A 17,791-nucleotide genomic window follows, 5' to 3' on the forward strand; every position below is an offset into this window, starting at 1 on the left:
CCTGACGAATCGAAGATGGGGTTGTTGGATCAGGTGAAGGGAGCGTTGGGTAGCGGGGTGAGTTGATGACTGCTTCGCAGCGGGACGCATAGTTGCAAGACTACGTGTCCCGCTGCGAAGCAGTTTAAGCGGTGCATCTGACGCACCGCGATCAAGACCCAATCAGCTGCTGTAGCTGATCCGTCCATCCACCAGGGTGTAGCGCACGGCCCCCGGCAGGCAGTGGCCAAGGAATGGGCAGTTTTCGCCTTTGGACAGCCATTTCTCGCCAACAACAGTAGAAGCCGTCGGGTCGAACAGCACCAGATCCGCTGGCGCACCGACACGCAATTGACCGGCAGGCAGGCGCAAGGCCGCCGCAGGGCCAGCGCTGAGGCGTGCCAGCAGGGTTGGCAGGTCGAGCAGGCCGTCTGCGACCAACGTCATCGCCAGCGGCAATAGCAGCTCAACGCTGCTGATGCCCGGCTCGGTCGCACCGAACGGGGCCAGCTTGGCGTCGCGTTCATGGGGTTGGTGATGGCTGGAGATGGCTTGAACCACCCCGGACTTCACGGCTTCACGCAGGCCATCGCGGTCGGCGCGGGTGCGCAGCGGCGGCTGGACGTGGTACAGGCTGGAGAAGTCGATCAGCGCTTCATCGGTGAGGATAAGCTGATACATCGCCACGTCGGCCGTGACCGGCAGCCCACGGGCCTGCGCCTGAGCGATCAGTTCCACACCGCGCGCACTGGTCAATTGGCTGAAGTGCGCGCGCACGCCGCTTTGTTCCACCAGCAGCAGATCCCGAGCCAAGGCCACTGTTTCGGCAGTCTCGGGAATGCCCGGCAAGCCGAGGAAGCTGGCAGTAGGGCCTTCATGGGCCAGGCCACCTTCAGCCAGATCGCGGTCCTGAGAATGGAAAATCACCGTCAGGTCGAATGTCGCGGCGTATTCCAGTGCCCGACACAACGTCCGGGTATTGCGAAAGCTGTCCAGGCCATTGCCGAAGGCGACGCAGCCCGCATCGCGCAAGGCAATCAGCTCGGCCAGTTGCTCACCTTCCAGACCCTTGCTGAAGGCGCCGATAGGGAACACTTTGCAATTGCCGGCTTCGCGTGCGCGGTCGATGATCAGCTCGGCCACGGCGGAGGTGTCGAGCACCGGTTTGGTCCGTGGCGGGCAGCACAGGCTGGTGACGCCGCCGGCTGCTGCGGCTTGGGTCTCACTGGCGATTGTGCCTTTACGGCTGTAGCCCGGTTCGCGCAGGGCTACGTTGAGGTCGACCAGACCGGGTGCGGCGACCAGGCCCTTGGCCTCAATCGTCTGGCTGGCAACGAAACCTGCTGGAGCCTCGCCGAGGGCGATAATCTTGCCGGCTTCCAGGTGCAGATCAATGACGTTGTCCAGACCGCTGGTGGGGTCGATGACGCGAGCGCCGAGGATGCTGAGCTTCACTGGGCGTTCTCCTGCTCGAATTGACGTTGTGCGGTTTGCCCGCTCATGGCCATGGACAGCACAGCCATGCGTATTGCGATGCCGTAGGTGACCTGGTTGAGGATCACCGAATGGGCGCCGTCGGCCACTGCCGACTCGATCTCCACGCCGCGGTTGATCGGGCCTGGGTGCATGACAATGACGTCCGGTTTGGCGCCGGCCAGACGTGCGGTGGTCAGGCCGAACAGGCGGTAGAACTCACCTTCGCTGGGCAACAGACCGCCCTGCATGCGTTCGCGTTGCAGGCGCAGCATGATCACCACGTCGACGTCTTTGAGGCCGGCAGCCAGGTCGGTGTAGACCTTGACCCCGTACTGCTCGACGCCCACCGGCAACAAGGTTTTCGGCGCGACTACGCGGATGTCCGGGCAGCCGAGGGCTTTGAGCGCAATCATGTTCGAGCGCGCCACCCGCGAGTGCAGGATGTCACCAACGATGGCCACGGAGAGGTTTTCGAAACCACCCTTGTGCCGACGGATGGTGAGCATGTCGAGCATGCCCTGGGTCGGGTGCGCATGGCGGCCGTCGCCACCGTTGATGATCGCGACCTCCGGGCAGACATGTTCGGCGATGAAGTGCGCGGCGCCCGAGTCGCCATGACGCACGACGAACATGTCGGCGGCCATCGCTTCAAGGTTGCGCAGGGTGTCGAACAGCGTTTCGCCCTTGCTGGTGGACGAAGTCGAGACATTCAGGGTGATCACGTCGGCCGACAGCCGTTGGGCAGCCAGTTCGAACGTGGTGCGGGTGCGGGTCGAGTTCTCGAAGAACACGTTGCACACCGTCTTGCCGCGCAGCAGCGGGACTTTCTTTACCGCCCGGGCGCCGACTTCCAGAAAGGAGTCGGCGGTGTCGAGAATTTCGGTGAGTAACTCGCGGGGCAAACCGTCGAGCGAAAGAAAGTGGCGCAGCTGGCCCTGATGATTGAGCTGCAGTGGGCGCTTGGCGTCGATAGGCGTCATCGCAAGGACTCTTTATTAAGGGCTAGAGGGCGGCGGCGGAGAGGTTCTGGTATTCAAGTGCGAGCGGCGCGGGGCCGAGCAATTTTACCCGCTCATCGGGCGCCAGCGACAGGGTGGCACCGACCACGTTGGGGCGAATCGGCAGCTCCCCGGCGTTAAGGTCGAGCAGGCAGACCAGGGTCACACTGACCGGACGACCGTAATCGAACAGTTCGTTGAGCGCAGCGCGGATGGTCCGACCGCTCATCAGCACGTCATCGATCAGGACCAGGTGCTGGCCTTCGATCTCGAACGGCAGGGCCGAGGGTCGCACTTGCGGGTGCAAGCCGTTCTGGCTGAAATCGTCGCGGTAGAAGGACACGTCCAGTGTGCCCAGCGGCGACTGGCTGCCCAGTGCTTCAAGCAACGCCTGCGCGACCCAGATGCCACCCGTGCGAATGCCGATATAACGCGGTTCAGTGATGTTGCGCTGGCTCAGATAGGCCTTCAGATCAATGGCCATCTGGCTGATCAGTGCGGCGGGATTGGGCAGGCTCATGGTTGCTCCTTCAGGGGCCTGAGCGTCTTTCACGCAGGTTGCTCAGGCTGAAAACTGGATGTCTATTCTTTCAATAAAGAGATCGATAAAGCGGTCACGCGTCGAACAGGGCGCCGTTGGCATCCAGCCAGCCCTGCAACAACAGCGCGGCAGCAATGGCGTCCACCGGGTTGTCGCGATAACTGCCTTTCTGCCCGCCACGGGACAGACGCTCGCCCTTGGCTTCAAAGGTGGTCAGGCGCTCGTCGTGGGTATACACCGGCAGGTTGTAGCGGCCGTTGAGTCGACGCGAGAACTTTTCAGCGCGGGCGCTCATGTCGCTCGGCGTGCCGTCCATGTTCAGTGGCAGACCGACGACAATGGCGTCGGGCTTCCATTCGCGGATCAATGCTTCGACCTTGTCCCAGTCCGGGATGCCGTTCTGCGCTTTCAAGATGCACAGCTCGCGGGCCTGGCCGGTAATCACCTGGCCAACGGCAACGCCGATCTGTTTGGTGCCGTAATCGAAGCCCAGCAAAAGACGTAAAGCCATCAGGCGTGGCCCGCCTGACTGGTCAGCAAGCTGAGATTGACGCCCAGAACGGCCGCCGCCGCATGGAGGCGATGCTCACTCGGGATGTCGAACAGGATGGCTGGGTCGAACGGGCAGGTCAGCCAGATGTTGGCGGCCAGCTCGGCGTCCAGTTGCCCGGCTTCCCAGCCCGCATACCCGAGGGTGATCACATGTTGGTCCGGGCCGTAGCCGTCAGCGATAGAGAACAGCACATCCTGAGACGTCGACAGCGCGAGGCCGCCGAGTTCGACCGTTGCCTGAAATTCCGGTCCGCTCGGGTGCAGGACAAAACCGCGATCGGTTTGCACCGGGCCACCGGAATGAATCGGGATGTGTTGGCAGCGCAACGGCGGTTCGATTTCGGGGCGCAGTTGCTCAAGAATGTCCGCCAGCGTCAGGCTTTGTGGACGGTTGATCACCAGGCCCATGGCGCCATCTGCGTTGTGCTCGACGATGTAGGTCAAGGTTTGCGCAAAATTCGGATCGGCCATGTGCGGCATGGCAATCAGGAAGTGATGCTTGAGGTAGCTTGCGGGGACGTTTTTCATGAGCCCTAGTGTGGCGCTGCCCGGCGGGCCTGACAACTGGCTAATGTGATAGGTTTTCAGGTCTTCAGTTGCTGGACAGCTTATCGCCACGGGCGAAACGCCAGGTGCGAATGATCTCCAGCCGGTCGATGTCGGCCAGATCGCCGGTGAACGGCGCAAAAGGCGCCGCCAATCGCACAATACGTTGCGCCGCTTGATCGAGCAGCGGCTGACCGGACGACTCCAGCACTAATATTTCGAACAGGGAGCCGTCGCGGTTGATCGACACCATCATCCGCAAATTACCGTACACCTGGTTGCGCCGCGCTTCTTCGGGATAGTTGAGATTGCCTATCCGTTCGATTTTTTTACGCCAGTCTTCTTTATACCAGGCGCCTTTGTCGCGCATGGTCGACGCAGCGCTGAGGCGATGGATCTTCGGGCGCTTGGCGTACAACTGTTGTTCGTTGGAGAGTTCGGCTTCCAGGCTGGAAATTTCGCTGGTCAGCTGCGAGCTGTCGAAGGTCGGTGCGGCCTTGACGGCGGGCTCTTGCTTGACCTCTTCGCGCTTGGTCACGGTTTTCTGGGTTTTCTGCGCGGTAGTCGCGACCGCTGTTTTCGGTGCTACCTGCTTTTCCACCGGTTTGGCGGCAGGGGGCGGCGTCACCTTGTTGATCTTGGTGTCCTGAAATGGCGCCAGTTCGGTAGTCTTGGGGATCGCCTTCTTGTCCAGCGTGCCGCTGCCCTGCTGATTATCCTGAGCGAGAAAATCGGCTTTTTTCGGTGGGGCTTCGCTTTTGAAGGTGGCGAGGGTGATTTCCAGGGTTTTGCTGATGTCAGGCGGTTTGACGTAAGCGAAGCCCACACCAAGGATCAGCGCTACGTGGATCAGCGCTGCAATCATCAGGGTAAACCCAAGCCGATCAGCCGGGCGCACGCCGGCACGGGCGAGTTCAGGGGGCAGATCGTCGGCCAAAGCTTTCATCAACAGTCCAACATTTTCACAAGCCGCGCATGATAGCGCACTGTCGCAAAGACTGCGGTGTGCGCTGGTCTGGAGCTGGCCGGATCGGGCTGACTCCTGTGCAACCTGCACGGGGATCAGGCCGGGGATAACGTTTATCGGGCCTTGAGCTTCTTCTCGATGGCATCCATCAGCATGGACGCAATGTTGGTGCCGTATGCATTGTCGATTTCACGAATGCACGTCGGGCTGGTGACGTTGATTTCGGTCAGGTGCTCGCCAATGATGTCGATACCAACGAACAGCAGGCCTCTTTCGCGCAGTGTCGGGCCGACTTCGGCCGCGATCCAGCGGTCGTGCGGGGTCAAGGGGCGGGCCTCGCCACGACCACCGGCGGCCAGGTTGCCACGGGTTTCGCCAGCGGCCGGAATACGTGCGAGGCAGTAAGGCACAGGCTCGCCGTCAATCATCAGAATGCGTTTGTCGCCGTCCTTGATCGCAGGCAGATAGCCTTGGGCCATAATCTGCTGCGTGCCATTGGCCGTCAGGATTTCGAGGGTCACCGACAGGTTGGGATCGCCCTCGCGGTGGCGGAAGATGGATGTGCCACCCATGCCGTCCAGCGGTTTGAGGATCACATCGCCATGCAGTTCGGCGAATTCACGCAAGATGTCCATGCGGCGGCTGACCAGGGTCGGCGGCGTGCATTGCGGGAACAGCGTGGCAAACAGCTTCTCGTTGCAGTCACGCAGGCTCTGAGGGCGGTTGACCACCAGCACGCCGGCACGCTCGGCCTGTTCGAGCAGGTACGTGGAGTACACGAACTCCATGTTGAACGGCGGATCCTTGCGCATCAGGATCACGTCGAGGTCATCCAGGCCGCTGTCGACCTCAGCTTCCAGTTCGAACCAGTGCTCGGGGTCGGCGAAGACTTTCAGTGGCTTCATCCGGGCACGTGCCTGGCCGGCGTTCTGGTACAAATCGTGCTGTTCCATATAGAACAGCGACCAACCGCGATCCTGGGCGGCAAGGAGCATGGCCAGCGAGCTGTCCTTTTTATAGGAGATGTCCTCGATGGGGTCCATGACAATCCCTAGGCGAACGCTCATGGGCAATATCCTCTGTCGGTAAGGGCCGCTTGGGCCTGAAAATAGGCGTCAGGGTGGCGCCGTGCATGCGCTGGGTCAAGAGGCAAGCACGCAGCGTCGGGCTTTATGGATTGCGTCTGGAGAGTGTGCTAAAAAGGCTCGGCACTTGGCCTTGGGCCCCGCTAATTAAGGGGCTGGGGGCTCATGGTAGCTCCATGTCAGCCTGTAGACGCCGGGCACAACGCAGCAAATCGACTCGCCGCGGCGATGGTAGAGCAAACATGGAACAGCATTCCACAGCTTTGAAAGTGATGATCATCGACGATTCGAAGACGATTCGCCGCACCGCAGAGACGCTATTAAAGAACGTCGGTTGCGAGGTCATCACCGCGATAGACGGGTTCGATGCGCTGGCGAAGATCGCCGACAATCACCCGCGAATCATTTTCGTCGACATCATGATGCCGCGCCTGGATGGCTATCAGACCTGTGCACTGATCAAGAATAACCGGGCGTTCAAGTCAACGCCGGTGATCATGCTGTCCTCCAGGGACGGCCTGTTCGACAAGGCCAAGGGCCGAATAGTCGGCTCAGACCAGTTTCTGACCAAGCCTTTCAGCAAGGAAGAACTACTGAACGCGATCAAGGCCCATGTGCCGGAGTTCGTTGCAGTAGAACAACAAGTATCTTGATGCCCTGTGACCCTGGCGGGTCGAGAGCATCCATTGCGTATGGGGAATACCATGGCTCGAATTCTGATCGTCGATGATTCGCCGACTGAAATGTACAAGTTGACCGGCATGCTGGAGAAGCACGGTCATCACGTCCTGAAAGCCGAAAACGGCGCTGATGGCGTTGCCTTGGCCCGTCAGGAAAAACCCGACGCGGTGCTCATGGATATCGTGATGCCCGGCCTCAATGGTTTCCAGGCCACGCGCCAACTGACTAAAGACGCTGACACCAACATGATTCCGGTGATCATCATCACGACCAAGGATCAGGAAACCGACAAAGTCTGGGGCAAGCGCCAGGGCGCGCGTGACTACCTGACCAAGCCGGTGGATGAAGACACCCTGATGAAAACCCTGAATGCGGTATTGGCCGGCTGACGGTCCGCACTCATGGCCGAGTCGAAAACCGCCTTCCAGTTGCTCCTTGAAATCGATCAGCGCTGTCGCTCCCTCGCGGCCGGTCTGCCTTTGCAGGAGACGCGACAGCAAGACTGGAGCGGGATCGGTTTTCGCATGGGCGAGCAGTGTTATGTGGCGCCCATGGGGGAGATCAGCGAGATCCTGCATGAGCCGCGTTGCTCCGTATTGCCTGGGGTAAAGCCCTGGGTCAAGGGCGTGGCCAACTTGCGGGGGCGGTTGCTGCCGATCATGGATCTGTGTGCATTTTTTGATCATGAGTTGTCGCCTGTGCGAAAGCAGCGGCGCGTGCTGGTGGTCGATCATCAAGATGTGTTCGCCGGGCTGATGGTCGATGAAGTGCTGGGTGTGCAGCATTTCAGTCAACGCAGCTTGATGCCTGAGCCACTTGTCGCGTTCGATGCGGGGGTCGCTCCGTTCATTCAGGGGCAATTCTTGCGTGAACAGGCCTGGTTGGTATTCAGCCCGCATGCGCTGGCGCAATCACCGGGCTTCATGGATGTAGCGCTGTAACGTTTTTTCGGTGGGCCTCGACGGGCCCTTTTTTATTTCAGGGATGAATAGATGTCGCTGGCCAGGCGGGGGCCTGAATAATGAGCAAGACAGGTAGGTCGTTGGAGGGTGCGCGCAGTCGGTCGCAGATTGTTGTGCTGTTTGTCGCCCTGATCATTTTCATCATGTTGCTGTTCGCTAACTTCGCCTACCTCAACACTCAGTCGAATTACGATAAACAGTACATCGGCCACGCGGGCGAGCTGCGCGTGTTGTCTCAGCGAATCGCCAAAAATGCCTCCGAAGCCGCCGCCGGCAAGGCGCCTGCGTTCAAACTGTTGGCCGATGCCCGCAACGATTTTGATCTGCGTTGGGGCTACCTGAAAAAAGGTGACAAGGCCACCGGGCTACCGTCGGCCCCGTCAGCCGTGCGTGAGGAAATGCAGGCCGTGCAGAAGGACTGGGAGAGTCTGCGCAAGAGCACCGACGTGATTGTCGCCAGTGAACAGACTGTCCTGTCCCTGCATCAAGTGGCGGCAACCCTGGCCGAAACCATTCCGCAGTTGCAGGTCGAGTACGAAAAAGTCGTCGACAGCCTTCTGCAAAATCATGCACCGGCCAGTCAGGTGGCGGTGGCTCAGCGTCAGTCGCTGTTGGCTGAGCGGATTCTCGGTTCGGTCAACACTGTACTGTCCGGGGATGACACCGCAGTGCAGGCCGCCGATGCGTTCGGTCGCGACGCGAGCCTGTTTGGCCGCGTGCTCAATGGCATGATTGAAGGCAATCCGGTGATGAAAATCACTCAGGTCCAGGACCACGATTCCCGCGTACGCCTGACCGAAATTGCCGAGCTGTTCCAGTTCGTTTCAGGCTCCGTGGATGAAATCCTCGAAACCTCGCCCGAGCTGCTTCAAGTGCGTGAATCGGCCAGTACTATCTTCACCACCTCGCAAACCCTGCTCGACGAAGCGTCGGTGCTGGCCGATCATTTTGAGCACCTGGCCAGCGGGCGTTCGATGCACAGCATCGGCGGCTACCTGCTGGGCCTGCTGGCGTTGATGTCGATCATCCTGATCGGCATCGTGATGGTGCGTGAAACCAACCGCCAGTTGCGCGAAACCGCCGAGAAGAACGAGCGTAATCAGCACGCGATCATGCGTCTGCTCGATGAGATCGAAAACCTCGCCGACGGTGATCTGAGGGTCGCCGCGTCCGTGACCGAAGACTTCACCGGGGCGATTGCCGACTCGATCAATTACTCCATCGACCAGTTGCGCGACCTGGTGGCCACGATCAACCTGACTGCGGAGCAAGTCGCGTCAGCGGTGGCAGACACTCAGACCACGGCCATGCAATTGGCGGCGGCGTCCGAGCATCAGGCGTTGCAGATTGCCGCAGCCTCGACCGCGATCAATAACATGGCGATTTCCATCGATGAGGTCTCGGCCAATGCGTCGGAGTCTTCGGCGGTGGCAGAGCGGTCGGTGGCCATTGCCAATAAAGGCAACGAGGTGGTGCACAACACCATTAACGGCATGGACAACATCCGTGAGCAGATTCAGGACACCTCCAAGCGGATCAAGCGTTTGGGCGAGTCTTCTCAGGAAATCGGCGATATTGTCAGCTTGATCGATGATATTGCCGATCAAACCAATATTCTGGCCCTCAATGCGGCGATACAAGCTTCGATGGCTGGGGATGCCGGACGTGGCTTCGCGGTGGTTGCCGATGAAGTGCAACGGCTGGCGGAGCGCTCTTCGTCGGCCACCAAGCAGATTGAAACCCTGGTTCGGGCGATTCAGAACGACACCAACGAGGCGGTCATCTCCATGGAGCAGACGACCAGTGAAGTGGTGCGCGGCGCCCGACTGGCGCAGGATGCCGGGGTGGCGCTGGAGGAAATCGAGGGTGTTTCGAAAACCCTCGCGGCGTTGATTCAGAGCATCACCAACGCTGCGCAGCAGCAGGCGTCCTCTGCGGGGCAGATTTCCCGGACCATGAGCGTGATTCACCAGACCACGACACAAACGACGTCTGGCACCACGGCCACGGCGGAAAGTATCGGCAACCTGGCGAAAATGGCCAGCGAGATGCGGCGTTCGGTGTCTGGTTTTACGTTGCCGCCGTCGTAAGGCCCGGGTTGAACACCTGGGTAAATAATAGGTAATGACTGGAGTTGTTATGGCTGATCGGCACGACTACGTGGCCCTCGAATGGGTCAAGGGCGAAATTGCCGAAACGCTCAAACAGGCCCGCCAAGCCCTCGAAGCGTTTGTCGCCCACCCACAGGACCCGGCCGCGATGGTCGAGTGCCTGAGCTGTGTGCATCAGGTGCACGGCAGCCTGCAAATGATCGAGTTCTATGGCGCGGCGCTGCTCGCCGAAGAAATTGAGCAGTTGGCGCTGGCGTTGCAGCAAGGCCGCGTGGCGCAACAGGCCGAAGCCGTATATTTGCTGACGCAGGCGATGGTGCAGATGCCGGTTTACCTCGAACGCATCCATACCGCCAGACGCGATTTGCCGCTTGTAGTGCTGCCGCTGTTGAATGATTTACGCAGCGCCCGAGGCGAGAGCCTGCTGTCGGAAACCAGCCTGTTTGCCCCGCAGCTGCTCTGCGTTCCCGAACTCGACGCGCACGCGTTGGCCAGGCTCGACAGCCCGGACCTTGCGGCGTTGCTGCGCAAGTTGCGGCAAATGCTCCAAACGGCGTTGGTCGGTTTACTGCGTGAGCAGGAGGTGCAGACCAACCTCGGTCACATGGCCAAAGTGTTTAGCCGCCTTGAGGCATTGTGCAAAGACGCGCCGCTCGGCCTGTTGTGGCAGATCGCGTCGGCGCTGGTCGAAACCATGGCGGACGGCCAGTTCACCAATAGCCCGGCGCTGCGCGGTCTGCTCAAAGAGTCTGACAAGGAACTCAAGCGCTTGCTTGAGCAGGGCATCAGCGCAATCAATCAGCCGGCGCCGGATGAGTTGCTCAAGAGCCTGTTGTTTTACATCGCCAAATCCGACAGTCAGGCGCCGCCCATGCTGCTGCTCAAAGATCAATACGGCCTCGCCGAATCCCTGCCCGATACCGCGTTGGTCGACGAAGAACGTGCGCGGCTGGCGGGCCCGGATCGCGATGCGATGCGCTCGGTGGTGGTCGCGTTATGCGAGGAGCTGGTGAGGGTCAAAGAGCGCCTGGACGTCTTCGTGCGCAGCGACCGCAAGCACGTTGGCGAACTCAACAGCCTGCTGCCGCCGCTGCAACAGGTCGCGGATACCTTGGCCGTCCTTGGCTTCGGTCAGCCGCGTAAAGTCATCATCGACCAATTGGCGGTTGTCCTGGGTTTGGCTCAGGGCCAACGCGAAGCCGATGACTCTGCGTTGATGGATGTCGCTGGCGCACTTCTATACGTCGAAGCGACCCTGGCCGGGATGGTCGGCACCGTGGAGCAGACGCACCGCGAAGACAGCCGTTTGCCAACGACAGACCTGACCGAGATCCATCAACTGGTGATCAAAGAGGCGCGTATCGGGTTGCAGCAGGCCAAGGACATGATCATCGATTATATCGACGGCCCCTGGGATCGGCAGCGGCTCGAGCCTTTACCCGCGCTGCTGGTGCAGGTACGCGGGGCACTGGCGATGATTCCGCTGGCGCGAGCGGCAAGCCTGCTCGCGGCTTGCAACGAGTACATTCAGGCGCATTTGCTGGAGGACAACACGCCACCAACCTGGGCTCAGCTTGATGGCCTGGCAGACGCCCTCACCAGTATTGAGTATTACCTGGAGCGTTTGGGCCAGGATCACGAAGCACCGGGTGAGCAAGTGCTCGACCGGGCTCAGTCCAGTCTGGAGGGTCTCGGGTATTCACCGATGCCGGACGCCGCTGTCGAGGTGCCGCTGCTCGATGAGGTGATCAGTCAGGACGAGTTGCTTGAGTTGCAGGCTCGTCAGGAGCTGGTCAGCCCGACGCAGACCATCGCCCAAGTGCTTGCCAGTCCAATTTCGGCAGTTAATCCGCCGGCTCTTTATGTGCCGACCAGCCTGCTGCCGCCGCCCGCCGATGAAGAGCGGGTGGACGACGAGCTGCTTGAGGTGTTTCTCGAAGAGACCGATGAGGTGTTGGTGGCGCTTCATGAGCACTTGCCACAATGGTTCGAGGACCCTCGTGACACGGCCGCGCTGACCGAAGTGCGCCGGGCGTTCCATACTCTCAAAGGCAGCGGGCGGATGGTCCGTGCGCTGATCCTCGGCGAGTTGGCCTGGTCAGCGGAGAACCTGCTCAACCGGATCATGGAGAACAGCGTCAAACCCGATCAGCGCGTTCGGCATTTGCTGGCTGACGTGCTGGCCTTGTTGCCTGAGGTTATTCGCGAATTCGCCGACAATGCTCAGCGTCAGCGTGATGATGTCGACCTGTTGGCTGCCTGTGCCCACGCGCTGGCCAAGGGCGAAGAGGTGCTCATCGCTGCGGTCATGGCCCATACCGTCAACGTCAACGATGAGGCGCTGGACCCGCACTTGCTGGAGATTTTCCGTCAGGAAGCGCGAAGCCATCTCGACACGCTCAATCGCTTTCTCGACAGCGCCACCGAAGCCGTGTCACCGCCCATCAGCGATGACCTGCAGCGCGCCCTGCACACGCTCAAAGGCAGCGCTTACATGGCGGGCGTGTTGCCCATCGCCGAGTTGGCCAGACCCCTGGATCAGTTGGTCCTCGAGTTCAAATCCAATCTGATTCCGCTGAGGCAGGCAGAAATTCAGCTACTGAAGGCCGCCGAACCCTTGTTTCGTCAGGGCCTGGTCCAGCTCGACAGCGACCCTCTGGCTGCCATCGCGGGCGCAGCGGCGCTGATCGACGAGGCGCATTCGCTGCTGGACATCCGCCTGGCGGCTGCCCTTAGCGCACCGAGCAACGGCCTGCGCATCAAGCGCAATCCGCAATTGATCGCGACGTTTCTGGCCGAGGGCATGGACATTCTGCTTGATGCCGAAAGCCTGTTGCAGCGCTGGCAGCAGCATCCCGGCGAGCGCCAGGAATTGAGCGCCCTGCTTGACGAGTTGACCACCCTGGGTCACGGCGCACACATGGCCGATCTGCCGCAGGTGGATGAGCTGTGCGAGGCACTGCTGGACCTGTATGGCGCGGTTGAAGAAAGCAGTCTGGCGGTCAGCGAGCGCTTCTTTCATGAGGTTGAAAGCGCACATGAAGCCCTGATCAACATGCTTGATCAAGTGGCGGCAGGCCAAGAGGTGGATGCCAGCCCGGAACGCATTCGGGCCTTGCGCGAATTGCTCGATCAAGCCCTCGACCCTGGCGCCATGGGCCTGATCAAAAGCGACGGTAACCGCGCGCTGAGCATCACCGAACTGAATGCCGCGACCGAGCAACTCGCGATTGAACAGGCGGTTGAACCCGCGGTTCAGCCCTCTGTGCCGACGTCCGGAGAAACCGATGCACCGCTAAGCGGCCTCGATGACGAGATCGTGGAAATCTTCCTTGAAGAGGCGGTGGATATTCTCGACAGCGCCGGGCAGGCATTGCACCGTTGGCTGTCCGACCCGGACAACCCGTTGCCGCTGTCATCGCTGCAACGCGATTTGCACACCCTCAAGGGTGGCGCACGCATGGCTGGAATCGGCCCCGTGGGCGATCTGGGTCATGAGCTTGAGTCTCTCTATGAAGGTTTGATCGACCGCCGCTACTGTCACTCGTCCGCATTGGCTGATCTGCTGCTGCAAAGCCACGACCTGCTCGCGACCCTGCTGGAGCAATTACAAGACCATCAGCCGCTTAGCAGTCCGGTTGAGTTGATCGAGGATATCCGTGATTTTCGCCAGGGCACTGGCCAAGGCTCACGCCCTGACGTCGAGCCGAAACCCGCCAGATCAGCGGTCGATATCCTCGAAGAGCGCGACCCTGAATTGCTGGAGATCTTCCTTGAAGAAGGCTTCGACATTGTCGAAAGCTCCGGTGGTGCCTTGGCCCGTTGGCAGGATGAGCCGCAAAACACGGTTGAAGTGGAAAACCTGCTGCGTGACCTGCACACCCTCAAGGGCGGCGCACGGATGGTGGAAATCGCCCCGATTGGCGACCTCGCCCATGAACTGGAATTTCTCTATGAAGGTCTGTCCGCCGGCGTGCTGCACAGTAATCCACTGCTGATCAGCTTGCTGCAAAGTGGGCACGACCTGTTGGCTGCAATGCTTGACGCCGTGCGTGCGCGGCATCCGCTGCCCAGCGCCACGTTGTTGATCGAGAGCATCCATCGTTTCAGCAGCCCAAACGGTTTGGGGTCGCTCACCGCCAAAGCGACACTGGACGATGCGCCGCGCGAGCCAGCCCCCTCCAACGCTGCGGCAGCGTCTTCGACGGCCGAAGCCGAGGCTGAGCGCACCCCGCCGGAAATGGTCAAAGTGGCGGCCGAACAGCTGGAAAGCCTGGTCAATCTGGCGGGTGAAACGTCGATCTTCCGGGAGCGTATCGAACAGCAAGTCAGCGATGCCCATGTCACGCTGGTTGAGATGGAAACCACCATCGAGCGCATGCGCGACCAGTTGCGGCGCTTGGACATCGAAACCCAGGGCCGAATTCTCAGCCGCGAACAGGTGCAAGCCGAGCGCTTGGGCTATGAAGAGTTCGATCCGCTGGAAATGGACCGTCATTCGCAGTTGCAGCAGCTTTCACGGGCCTTGTTCGAGTCCGCTTCCGACTTGCTCGACCTTAAAGAAACCCTCGACACCCGAAATCACGACGCGAAAGCGCTGTTGTCCCAACAGGCGCGAGTCAATACGGAGTTGCAGGAAAGCCTGATGCGCACGCGCATGGTGCCGTTCGAGCGCTTGCTTCCACGTTTGCGGCGGATCGTGCGCCAGGTCTCCGGTGAGCTGGATAAACAGGTTCGCTTCGACGTGGGCGACGCAGAAGGTGAAATGGACCGTAGCGTGCTGGAGCGCATGGTCGCGCCGCTGGAACATATGCTGCGTAACGCCATCGATCACGGTCTGGAAAGTGCCGAAGAGCGCCGTGCCATAGGCAAGCCGCAAGAGGGCCGGATCAGCCTAAGCATGGTTCACGAAGGCGGCGATATCGTCATCGAGATGCGTGACGATGGCGGCGGTATTGATCTCGAGGCCGTGCGCCGCAAAGCCATAAAGCGTGGCTTGATGGAAGCGGATGCCGAACTGAGTGATTACGAGTTGCTCCAGTTTATCCTCCAGGCCGGTTTTTCCACGGCCGAAAAAGTCACCCAGATCTCCGGTCGCGGCGTGGGCATGGACGTGGTGCACGCCGAGGTCAAACAGCTTGGCGGCTCAATGGTCATCGACTCGACGCCGGGGCAGGGCACGTGCTTTCAAATTCGTTTACCGTTCACCGTGTCGGTCAACCGGGCGTTGATGGTGCAGTGCGGCGAAGAGCAATACGCGGTGCCGCTCAATACGGTCGAAGGCATCGTGCGGGTTATGCCCGGCGAACTGGAAGCCTGTTACCAGTCCGATCCTCCACGCTACCAGTTCGCCGAACGCAGCTATGAGCTGCGCTACCTCGGCGAGCTGCTGAACAATGGCCTGCCCGCCAAACTGCTCGGCCAGACCCAGCCGTTGCCCGTGCTGTTGGTGCATGTGCACGACCATTGGGTGGCGGTGCAGGTGGATGCGCTGGCGGGCTCGCGGGAAATCGTGGTGAAAAGCCTTGGTGCGCAATTCGCCGGGGTGCAGGGCATTTCCGGCGCGACCATTCTTGGCGATGGGCGCGTGGTGTTCATTCTCGACCTGCCCGCGCATATCCGCGCCTTGTATGGTCGTCTGCAAGCGCAGCAAGCCGCCGGCCAAAGCGCACCGAAGTTCATCGAGGTCGAACAAACCCGTCCGTTGTTGGTGATGGTGGTGGACGACTCGGTGACGGTGCGCAAGGTCACCAGTCGTCTGCTCGAGCGCAACGGCATGAGCGTGCTGACGGCCAAAGACGGGATTGACGCCATGGCGCTGTTGCAGGAACACACCCCCGACATCCTGCTGCTGGACATCGAAATGCCGCGCATGGACGGCTTTGAAGTCGCCAGCAAGATCCGCAATGACGACCGGCTCAAAGACCTGCCGATCATCATGATCACGTCCCGCTCCGGGCAAAAACACCGCGACCACGCCATGGCTATTGGCGTTAACGACTACCTGAGCAAGCCGTATCAGGAGTCAGTATTGCTGGAAAGCATCGCCCAATGGAGTCCGGTACATGTCTAGCGCAACCCCCAGCCAGCTGACCACCCTGACGGGGTTGCTGCTGCCCCTGGGCGACCGCAACCTGCTGGTGCCCAACGTCGCCGTGGCGGAACTGATCGACTATCAGGACAGCAACGCCGAACCCGATGCACCCATCTGGTACCTGGGACCGATTTACTGGCGTAACCGCACCTTGCCGCTGCTCAGCTTCGAAGCCACCTGCGGCAGTCGCACCCGTGTCGGCGGCCGGGCCCGTATCGTCGTCCTCAACGCCCTGGGTGGCCGCGCCGACCTTGAGTTCATAGCGCTGCTGACCCAGGGTATTCCTCGTTCCTGCAAGCTCGACAGCCAACTCAGCTACGTCGACGTGCCCTTGGCCGAACTGGAACTGGCAGCGGTGCAAGTCGGCGACACCGTCGCGAAAATCCCGGACCTGGTGGGCCTGGAGGAATTGTTGGTGGCGGCGGGGCTGGTTTAGACGGTGTGGGCTTGCCTGCGATATAGACGATGAGCCGAATAAATCGCACAATCGGCTCACCGAATGAGCCGAATAACGCTTTTATTCGGCTCACACGTTTCAGGACGACCCATGAACGAACCCACCGACTGGATCTGGCAGCAACCCGACTGGCCGTATTTCACATGGCAGGCTGATCGGCTCGCGCCGTTGTTACGGGGGTGTTCGCAGGCTCAGGGGCGGTTGCTGGGAATGATCGGTGCGGCAGGGGTGGATGCCAGCGCGCAGACCGAACTGGATACGTTGCTGCAGAACATCATTACCTCATCGGCCATTGAAGGTGAGCAGCTGAATGCAGGGTCTGTGCGCTCTTCTCTGGCGCGTCGCCTGGGTTTAACGGGGGATCAGCGTGTCAGTCAACGCAGCGAGGGTTTGGCGGAGCTGATGCTTGATGCCACCCGGCAACACCTGTCGCCCTTGACCCTTGAGCGTTTGTTGCACTGGCATACGTTGCTCTTTCCTGCGGAAGAAACGGTGCTGACGCGTGGTATCCGCGTCGGCACCTTGCGCGGCGAAGAGGCGATGCAAGTGGTGTCTGGAAGGCTGGACCGGCCTACCGTGCACTTTGAGGCCCCACCACGAGCAGGGCTGGACGTGCAGCTCGCTCGTTTCCTCGCGTGGTTCAACAGCAGTCGTACAGACGCCGGTCTCGACCCGTTGTTGCGCGCGGGCATCGCGCATTTCTGGTTCGTGACGGTGCACCCGTTCGACGATGGAAATGGTCGTTTGACCCGCGCAATCACCGACCTTGCTTTGGCTCAGGGCGAAGACCAATCCATTCGCTTTTATGCGATGTCGGCAAGCATTCTCAGCGCACGACAATCCTATTACCGCATTCTCGAAGACAGTCAAAAGGCTACGCTGGATATCACGCCATGGCTGGAGTGGTTTCTGCACACGTTGCTGCATACGCTGGAGCAGGCCATAAAGCGCATTGACCGAGTCCTGGCCAAGGCGCGCTATTGGCAGCAACATCGCGAGCACGGGCTCTCTGCCGAGCAAATTAAAGTGCTCAACCGTTTACTCGACGGGGATGTGTTGGTTGATAAACCTGCTGCGGGTTTCGACGCGGGCATTAGCGCTGCGCAGTATCAGGCCGTTGCGAAAGTGAGTAAGGCCACCGCCACTCGGCATCTCAGTGATCTGTTGGAAAAAGGCTGTCTGGAGAAACTCCCGGGCGGCGGGCGCAGCACTCGGTATCAGATCAACTGGGCGTTTTGATTCACGGGGTCCAAGCGAATGTTTGATCTCGCTGGCCCCGGACGCTCGTGCCGACCTTTTCGCGGGCAAGCGCGCTCCTACAATAGATTTTCGATAAACCGCA

Annotated in this window: 13 protein-coding genes and 2 pseudogenes; 8 read left to right on the forward strand and 7 right to left on the reverse strand. The window is 60.5% G+C overall.

Going from position 1 to position 17,791, the window contains the following annotated elements:
- Positions 1–162: 162 nt before the first annotated feature.
- From K0F75_RS21415 to gshB, 7 genes are all read right to left on the reverse strand, one after another.
- Positions 163–1,434, reverse strand: a complete 1,272-nt coding sequence (locus K0F75_RS21415) for a dihydroorotase (protein ID WP_219063975.1) — start codon at positions 1,432–1,434, stop codon at positions 163–165.
- Positions 1,431–2,435 (reverse strand): aspartate carbamoyltransferase catalytic subunit, encoded by a 1,005-nt coding sequence (locus K0F75_RS21420; protein WP_219063976.1) that lies wholly within the window; start codon positions 2,433–2,435, stop codon positions 1,431–1,433. Before K0F75_RS21420 ends, K0F75_RS21415 begins: the two co-directional genes overlap by 4 nt.
- Positions 2,436–2,457: 22 nt before the next feature.
- Positions 2,458–2,973: a bifunctional pyr operon transcriptional regulator/uracil phosphoribosyltransferase PyrR gene (gene pyrR / locus K0F75_RS21425; protein WP_219063977.1), complete on the reverse strand. Its 516-nt coding sequence runs from the start codon at positions 2,971–2,973 to the stop codon at positions 2,458–2,460.
- A gap of 94 nt (positions 2,974–3,067) precedes the next feature.
- On the reverse strand, positions 3,068–3,505 hold the full coding sequence (ruvX, locus tag K0F75_RS21430; RefSeq protein WP_219063978.1) for a Holliday junction resolvase RuvX: 438 nt from the start codon (positions 3,503–3,505) through the stop codon (positions 3,068–3,070).
- Complete coding sequence (locus K0F75_RS21435; RefSeq protein WP_219063979.1) at positions 3,505–4,074, reverse strand: YqgE/AlgH family protein; 570 nt, start codon at positions 4,072–4,074, stop codon at positions 3,505–3,507. Before K0F75_RS21435 ends, ruvX begins: the two co-directional genes overlap by 1 nt.
- A gap of 64 nt (positions 4,075–4,138) precedes the next feature.
- Complete coding sequence (locus K0F75_RS21440) at positions 4,139–5,038, reverse strand: energy transducer TonB (protein ID WP_219063980.1); 900 nt, start codon at positions 5,036–5,038, stop codon at positions 4,139–4,141.
- 134 nt (positions 5,039–5,172) lie between these two features.
- Entirely contained in the window at positions 5,173–6,126 is a 954-nt protein-coding gene (gene gshB, locus K0F75_RS21445) for a glutathione synthase (RefSeq protein WP_219063981.1), read from the reverse strand.
- Between the two features lie 260 nt (positions 6,127–6,386).
- Between gshB and pilG the strand changes: the two genes are divergently transcribed.
- The 8 genes and pseudogenes from pilG to K0F75_RS21480 all read left to right on the forward strand — a co-directional run bounded on the left by pilG (position 6,387) and on the right by K0F75_RS21480 (position 17,688).
- Entirely contained in the window at positions 6,387–6,797 is a 411-nt protein-coding gene (pilG, locus tag K0F75_RS21450) for a twitching motility response regulator PilG (RefSeq protein WP_219063982.1), read from the forward strand.
- A gap of 51 nt (positions 6,798–6,848) precedes the next feature.
- Positions 6,849–7,214 (forward strand): twitching motility response regulator PilH, encoded by a 366-nt coding sequence (gene pilH, locus K0F75_RS21455; protein ID WP_219063983.1) that lies wholly within the window; start codon positions 6,849–6,851, stop codon positions 7,212–7,214.
- Between the two features lie 12 nt (positions 7,215–7,226).
- On the forward strand, positions 7,227–7,766 hold the full coding sequence (locus tag K0F75_RS21460) for a chemotaxis protein CheW (protein WP_219063984.1): 540 nt from the start codon (positions 7,227–7,229) through the stop codon (positions 7,764–7,766).
- An 80-nt stretch (positions 7,767–7,846) separates the two neighbouring features.
- The gene (locus tag K0F75_RS21465; RefSeq protein ID WP_219063985.1) at positions 7,847–9,877 is read left to right on the forward strand and encodes a methyl-accepting chemotaxis protein; all 2,031 of its coding nucleotides are present in this window, start codon (positions 7,847–7,849) and stop codon (positions 9,875–9,877) included.
- Between the two features lie 49 nt (positions 9,878–9,926).
- Positions 9,927–12,020 (forward strand): annotated as a pseudogene (locus tag K0F75_RS26335) (Hpt domain-containing protein); the annotation flags it as partial.
- Between the two features lie 81 nt (positions 12,021–12,101).
- Positions 12,102–15,971, forward strand: a pseudogene (locus tag K0F75_RS26340) (Hpt domain-containing protein); the annotation flags it as partial.
- Positions 15,964–16,428: a chemotaxis protein CheW gene (locus tag K0F75_RS21475; protein ID WP_219063987.1), complete on the forward strand. Its 465-nt coding sequence runs from the start codon at positions 15,964–15,966 to the stop codon at positions 16,426–16,428. The pseudogene K0F75_RS26340 and the gene K0F75_RS21475, both read left to right, overlap by 8 nt.
- 111 nt (positions 16,429–16,539) lie before the next feature.
- Complete coding sequence (locus K0F75_RS21480; RefSeq protein ID WP_219063988.1) at positions 16,540–17,688, forward strand: Fic family protein; 1,149 nt, start codon at positions 16,540–16,542, stop codon at positions 17,686–17,688.
- Positions 17,689–17,791: the final 103 nt, after the last annotated feature.

The sequence above is a fragment of the Pseudomonas sp. UMAB-08 genome, assembly GCF_900095225.1.
In the GTDB taxonomy this organism is placed as follows: Bacteria; Pseudomonadota; Gammaproteobacteria; order Pseudomonadales; family Pseudomonadaceae; genus Aquipseudomonas.

Bases quoted from the DNA above. Each gene is read 5' to 3' on its own strand.
- K0F75_RS21420 (WP_219063976.1), bottom strand. From the start codon at position 2,435: ATGACGCCTATCGACGCCAAGCGCCCACTGCAGCTCAATCATCAGGGC.
- pyrR (WP_219063977.1), bottom strand. From the start codon at position 2,973: ATGAGCCTGCCCAATCCCGCCGCACTGATCAGCCAGATGGCCATTGAT.
- ruvX (WP_219063978.1), bottom strand. From the start codon at position 3,505: ATGGCTTTACGTCTTTTGCTGGGCTTCGATTACGGCACCAAACAGATC.
- K0F75_RS21435 (WP_219063979.1), bottom strand. From the start codon at position 4,074: ATGAAAAACGTCCCCGCAAGCTACCTCAAGCATCACTTCCTGATTGCC.
- K0F75_RS21440 (WP_219063980.1), bottom strand. From the start codon at position 5,038: ATGAAAGCTTTGGCCGACGATCTGCCCCCTGAACTCGCCCGTGCCGGC.
- gshB (WP_219063981.1), bottom strand. From the start codon at position 6,126: ATGAGCGTTCGCCTAGGGATTGTCATGGACCCCATCGAGGACATCTCC.
- pilG (WP_219063982.1), top strand. From the start codon at position 6,387: ATGGAACAGCATTCCACAGCTTTGAAAGTGATGATCATCGACGATTCG.
- pilH (WP_219063983.1), top strand. From the start codon at position 6,849: ATGGCTCGAATTCTGATCGTCGATGATTCGCCGACTGAAATGTACAAG.
- K0F75_RS21460 (WP_219063984.1), top strand. From the start codon at position 7,227: ATGGCCGAGTCGAAAACCGCCTTCCAGTTGCTCCTTGAAATCGATCAG.
- K0F75_RS21465 (WP_219063985.1), top strand. From the start codon at position 7,847: ATGAGCAAGACAGGTAGGTCGTTGGAGGGTGCGCGCAGTCGGTCGCAG.
- K0F75_RS21475 (WP_219063987.1), top strand. From the start codon at position 15,964: ATGTCTAGCGCAACCCCCAGCCAGCTGACCACCCTGACGGGGTTGCTG.
- K0F75_RS21480 (WP_219063988.1), top strand. From the start codon at position 16,540: ATGAACGAACCCACCGACTGGATCTGGCAGCAACCCGACTGGCCGTAT.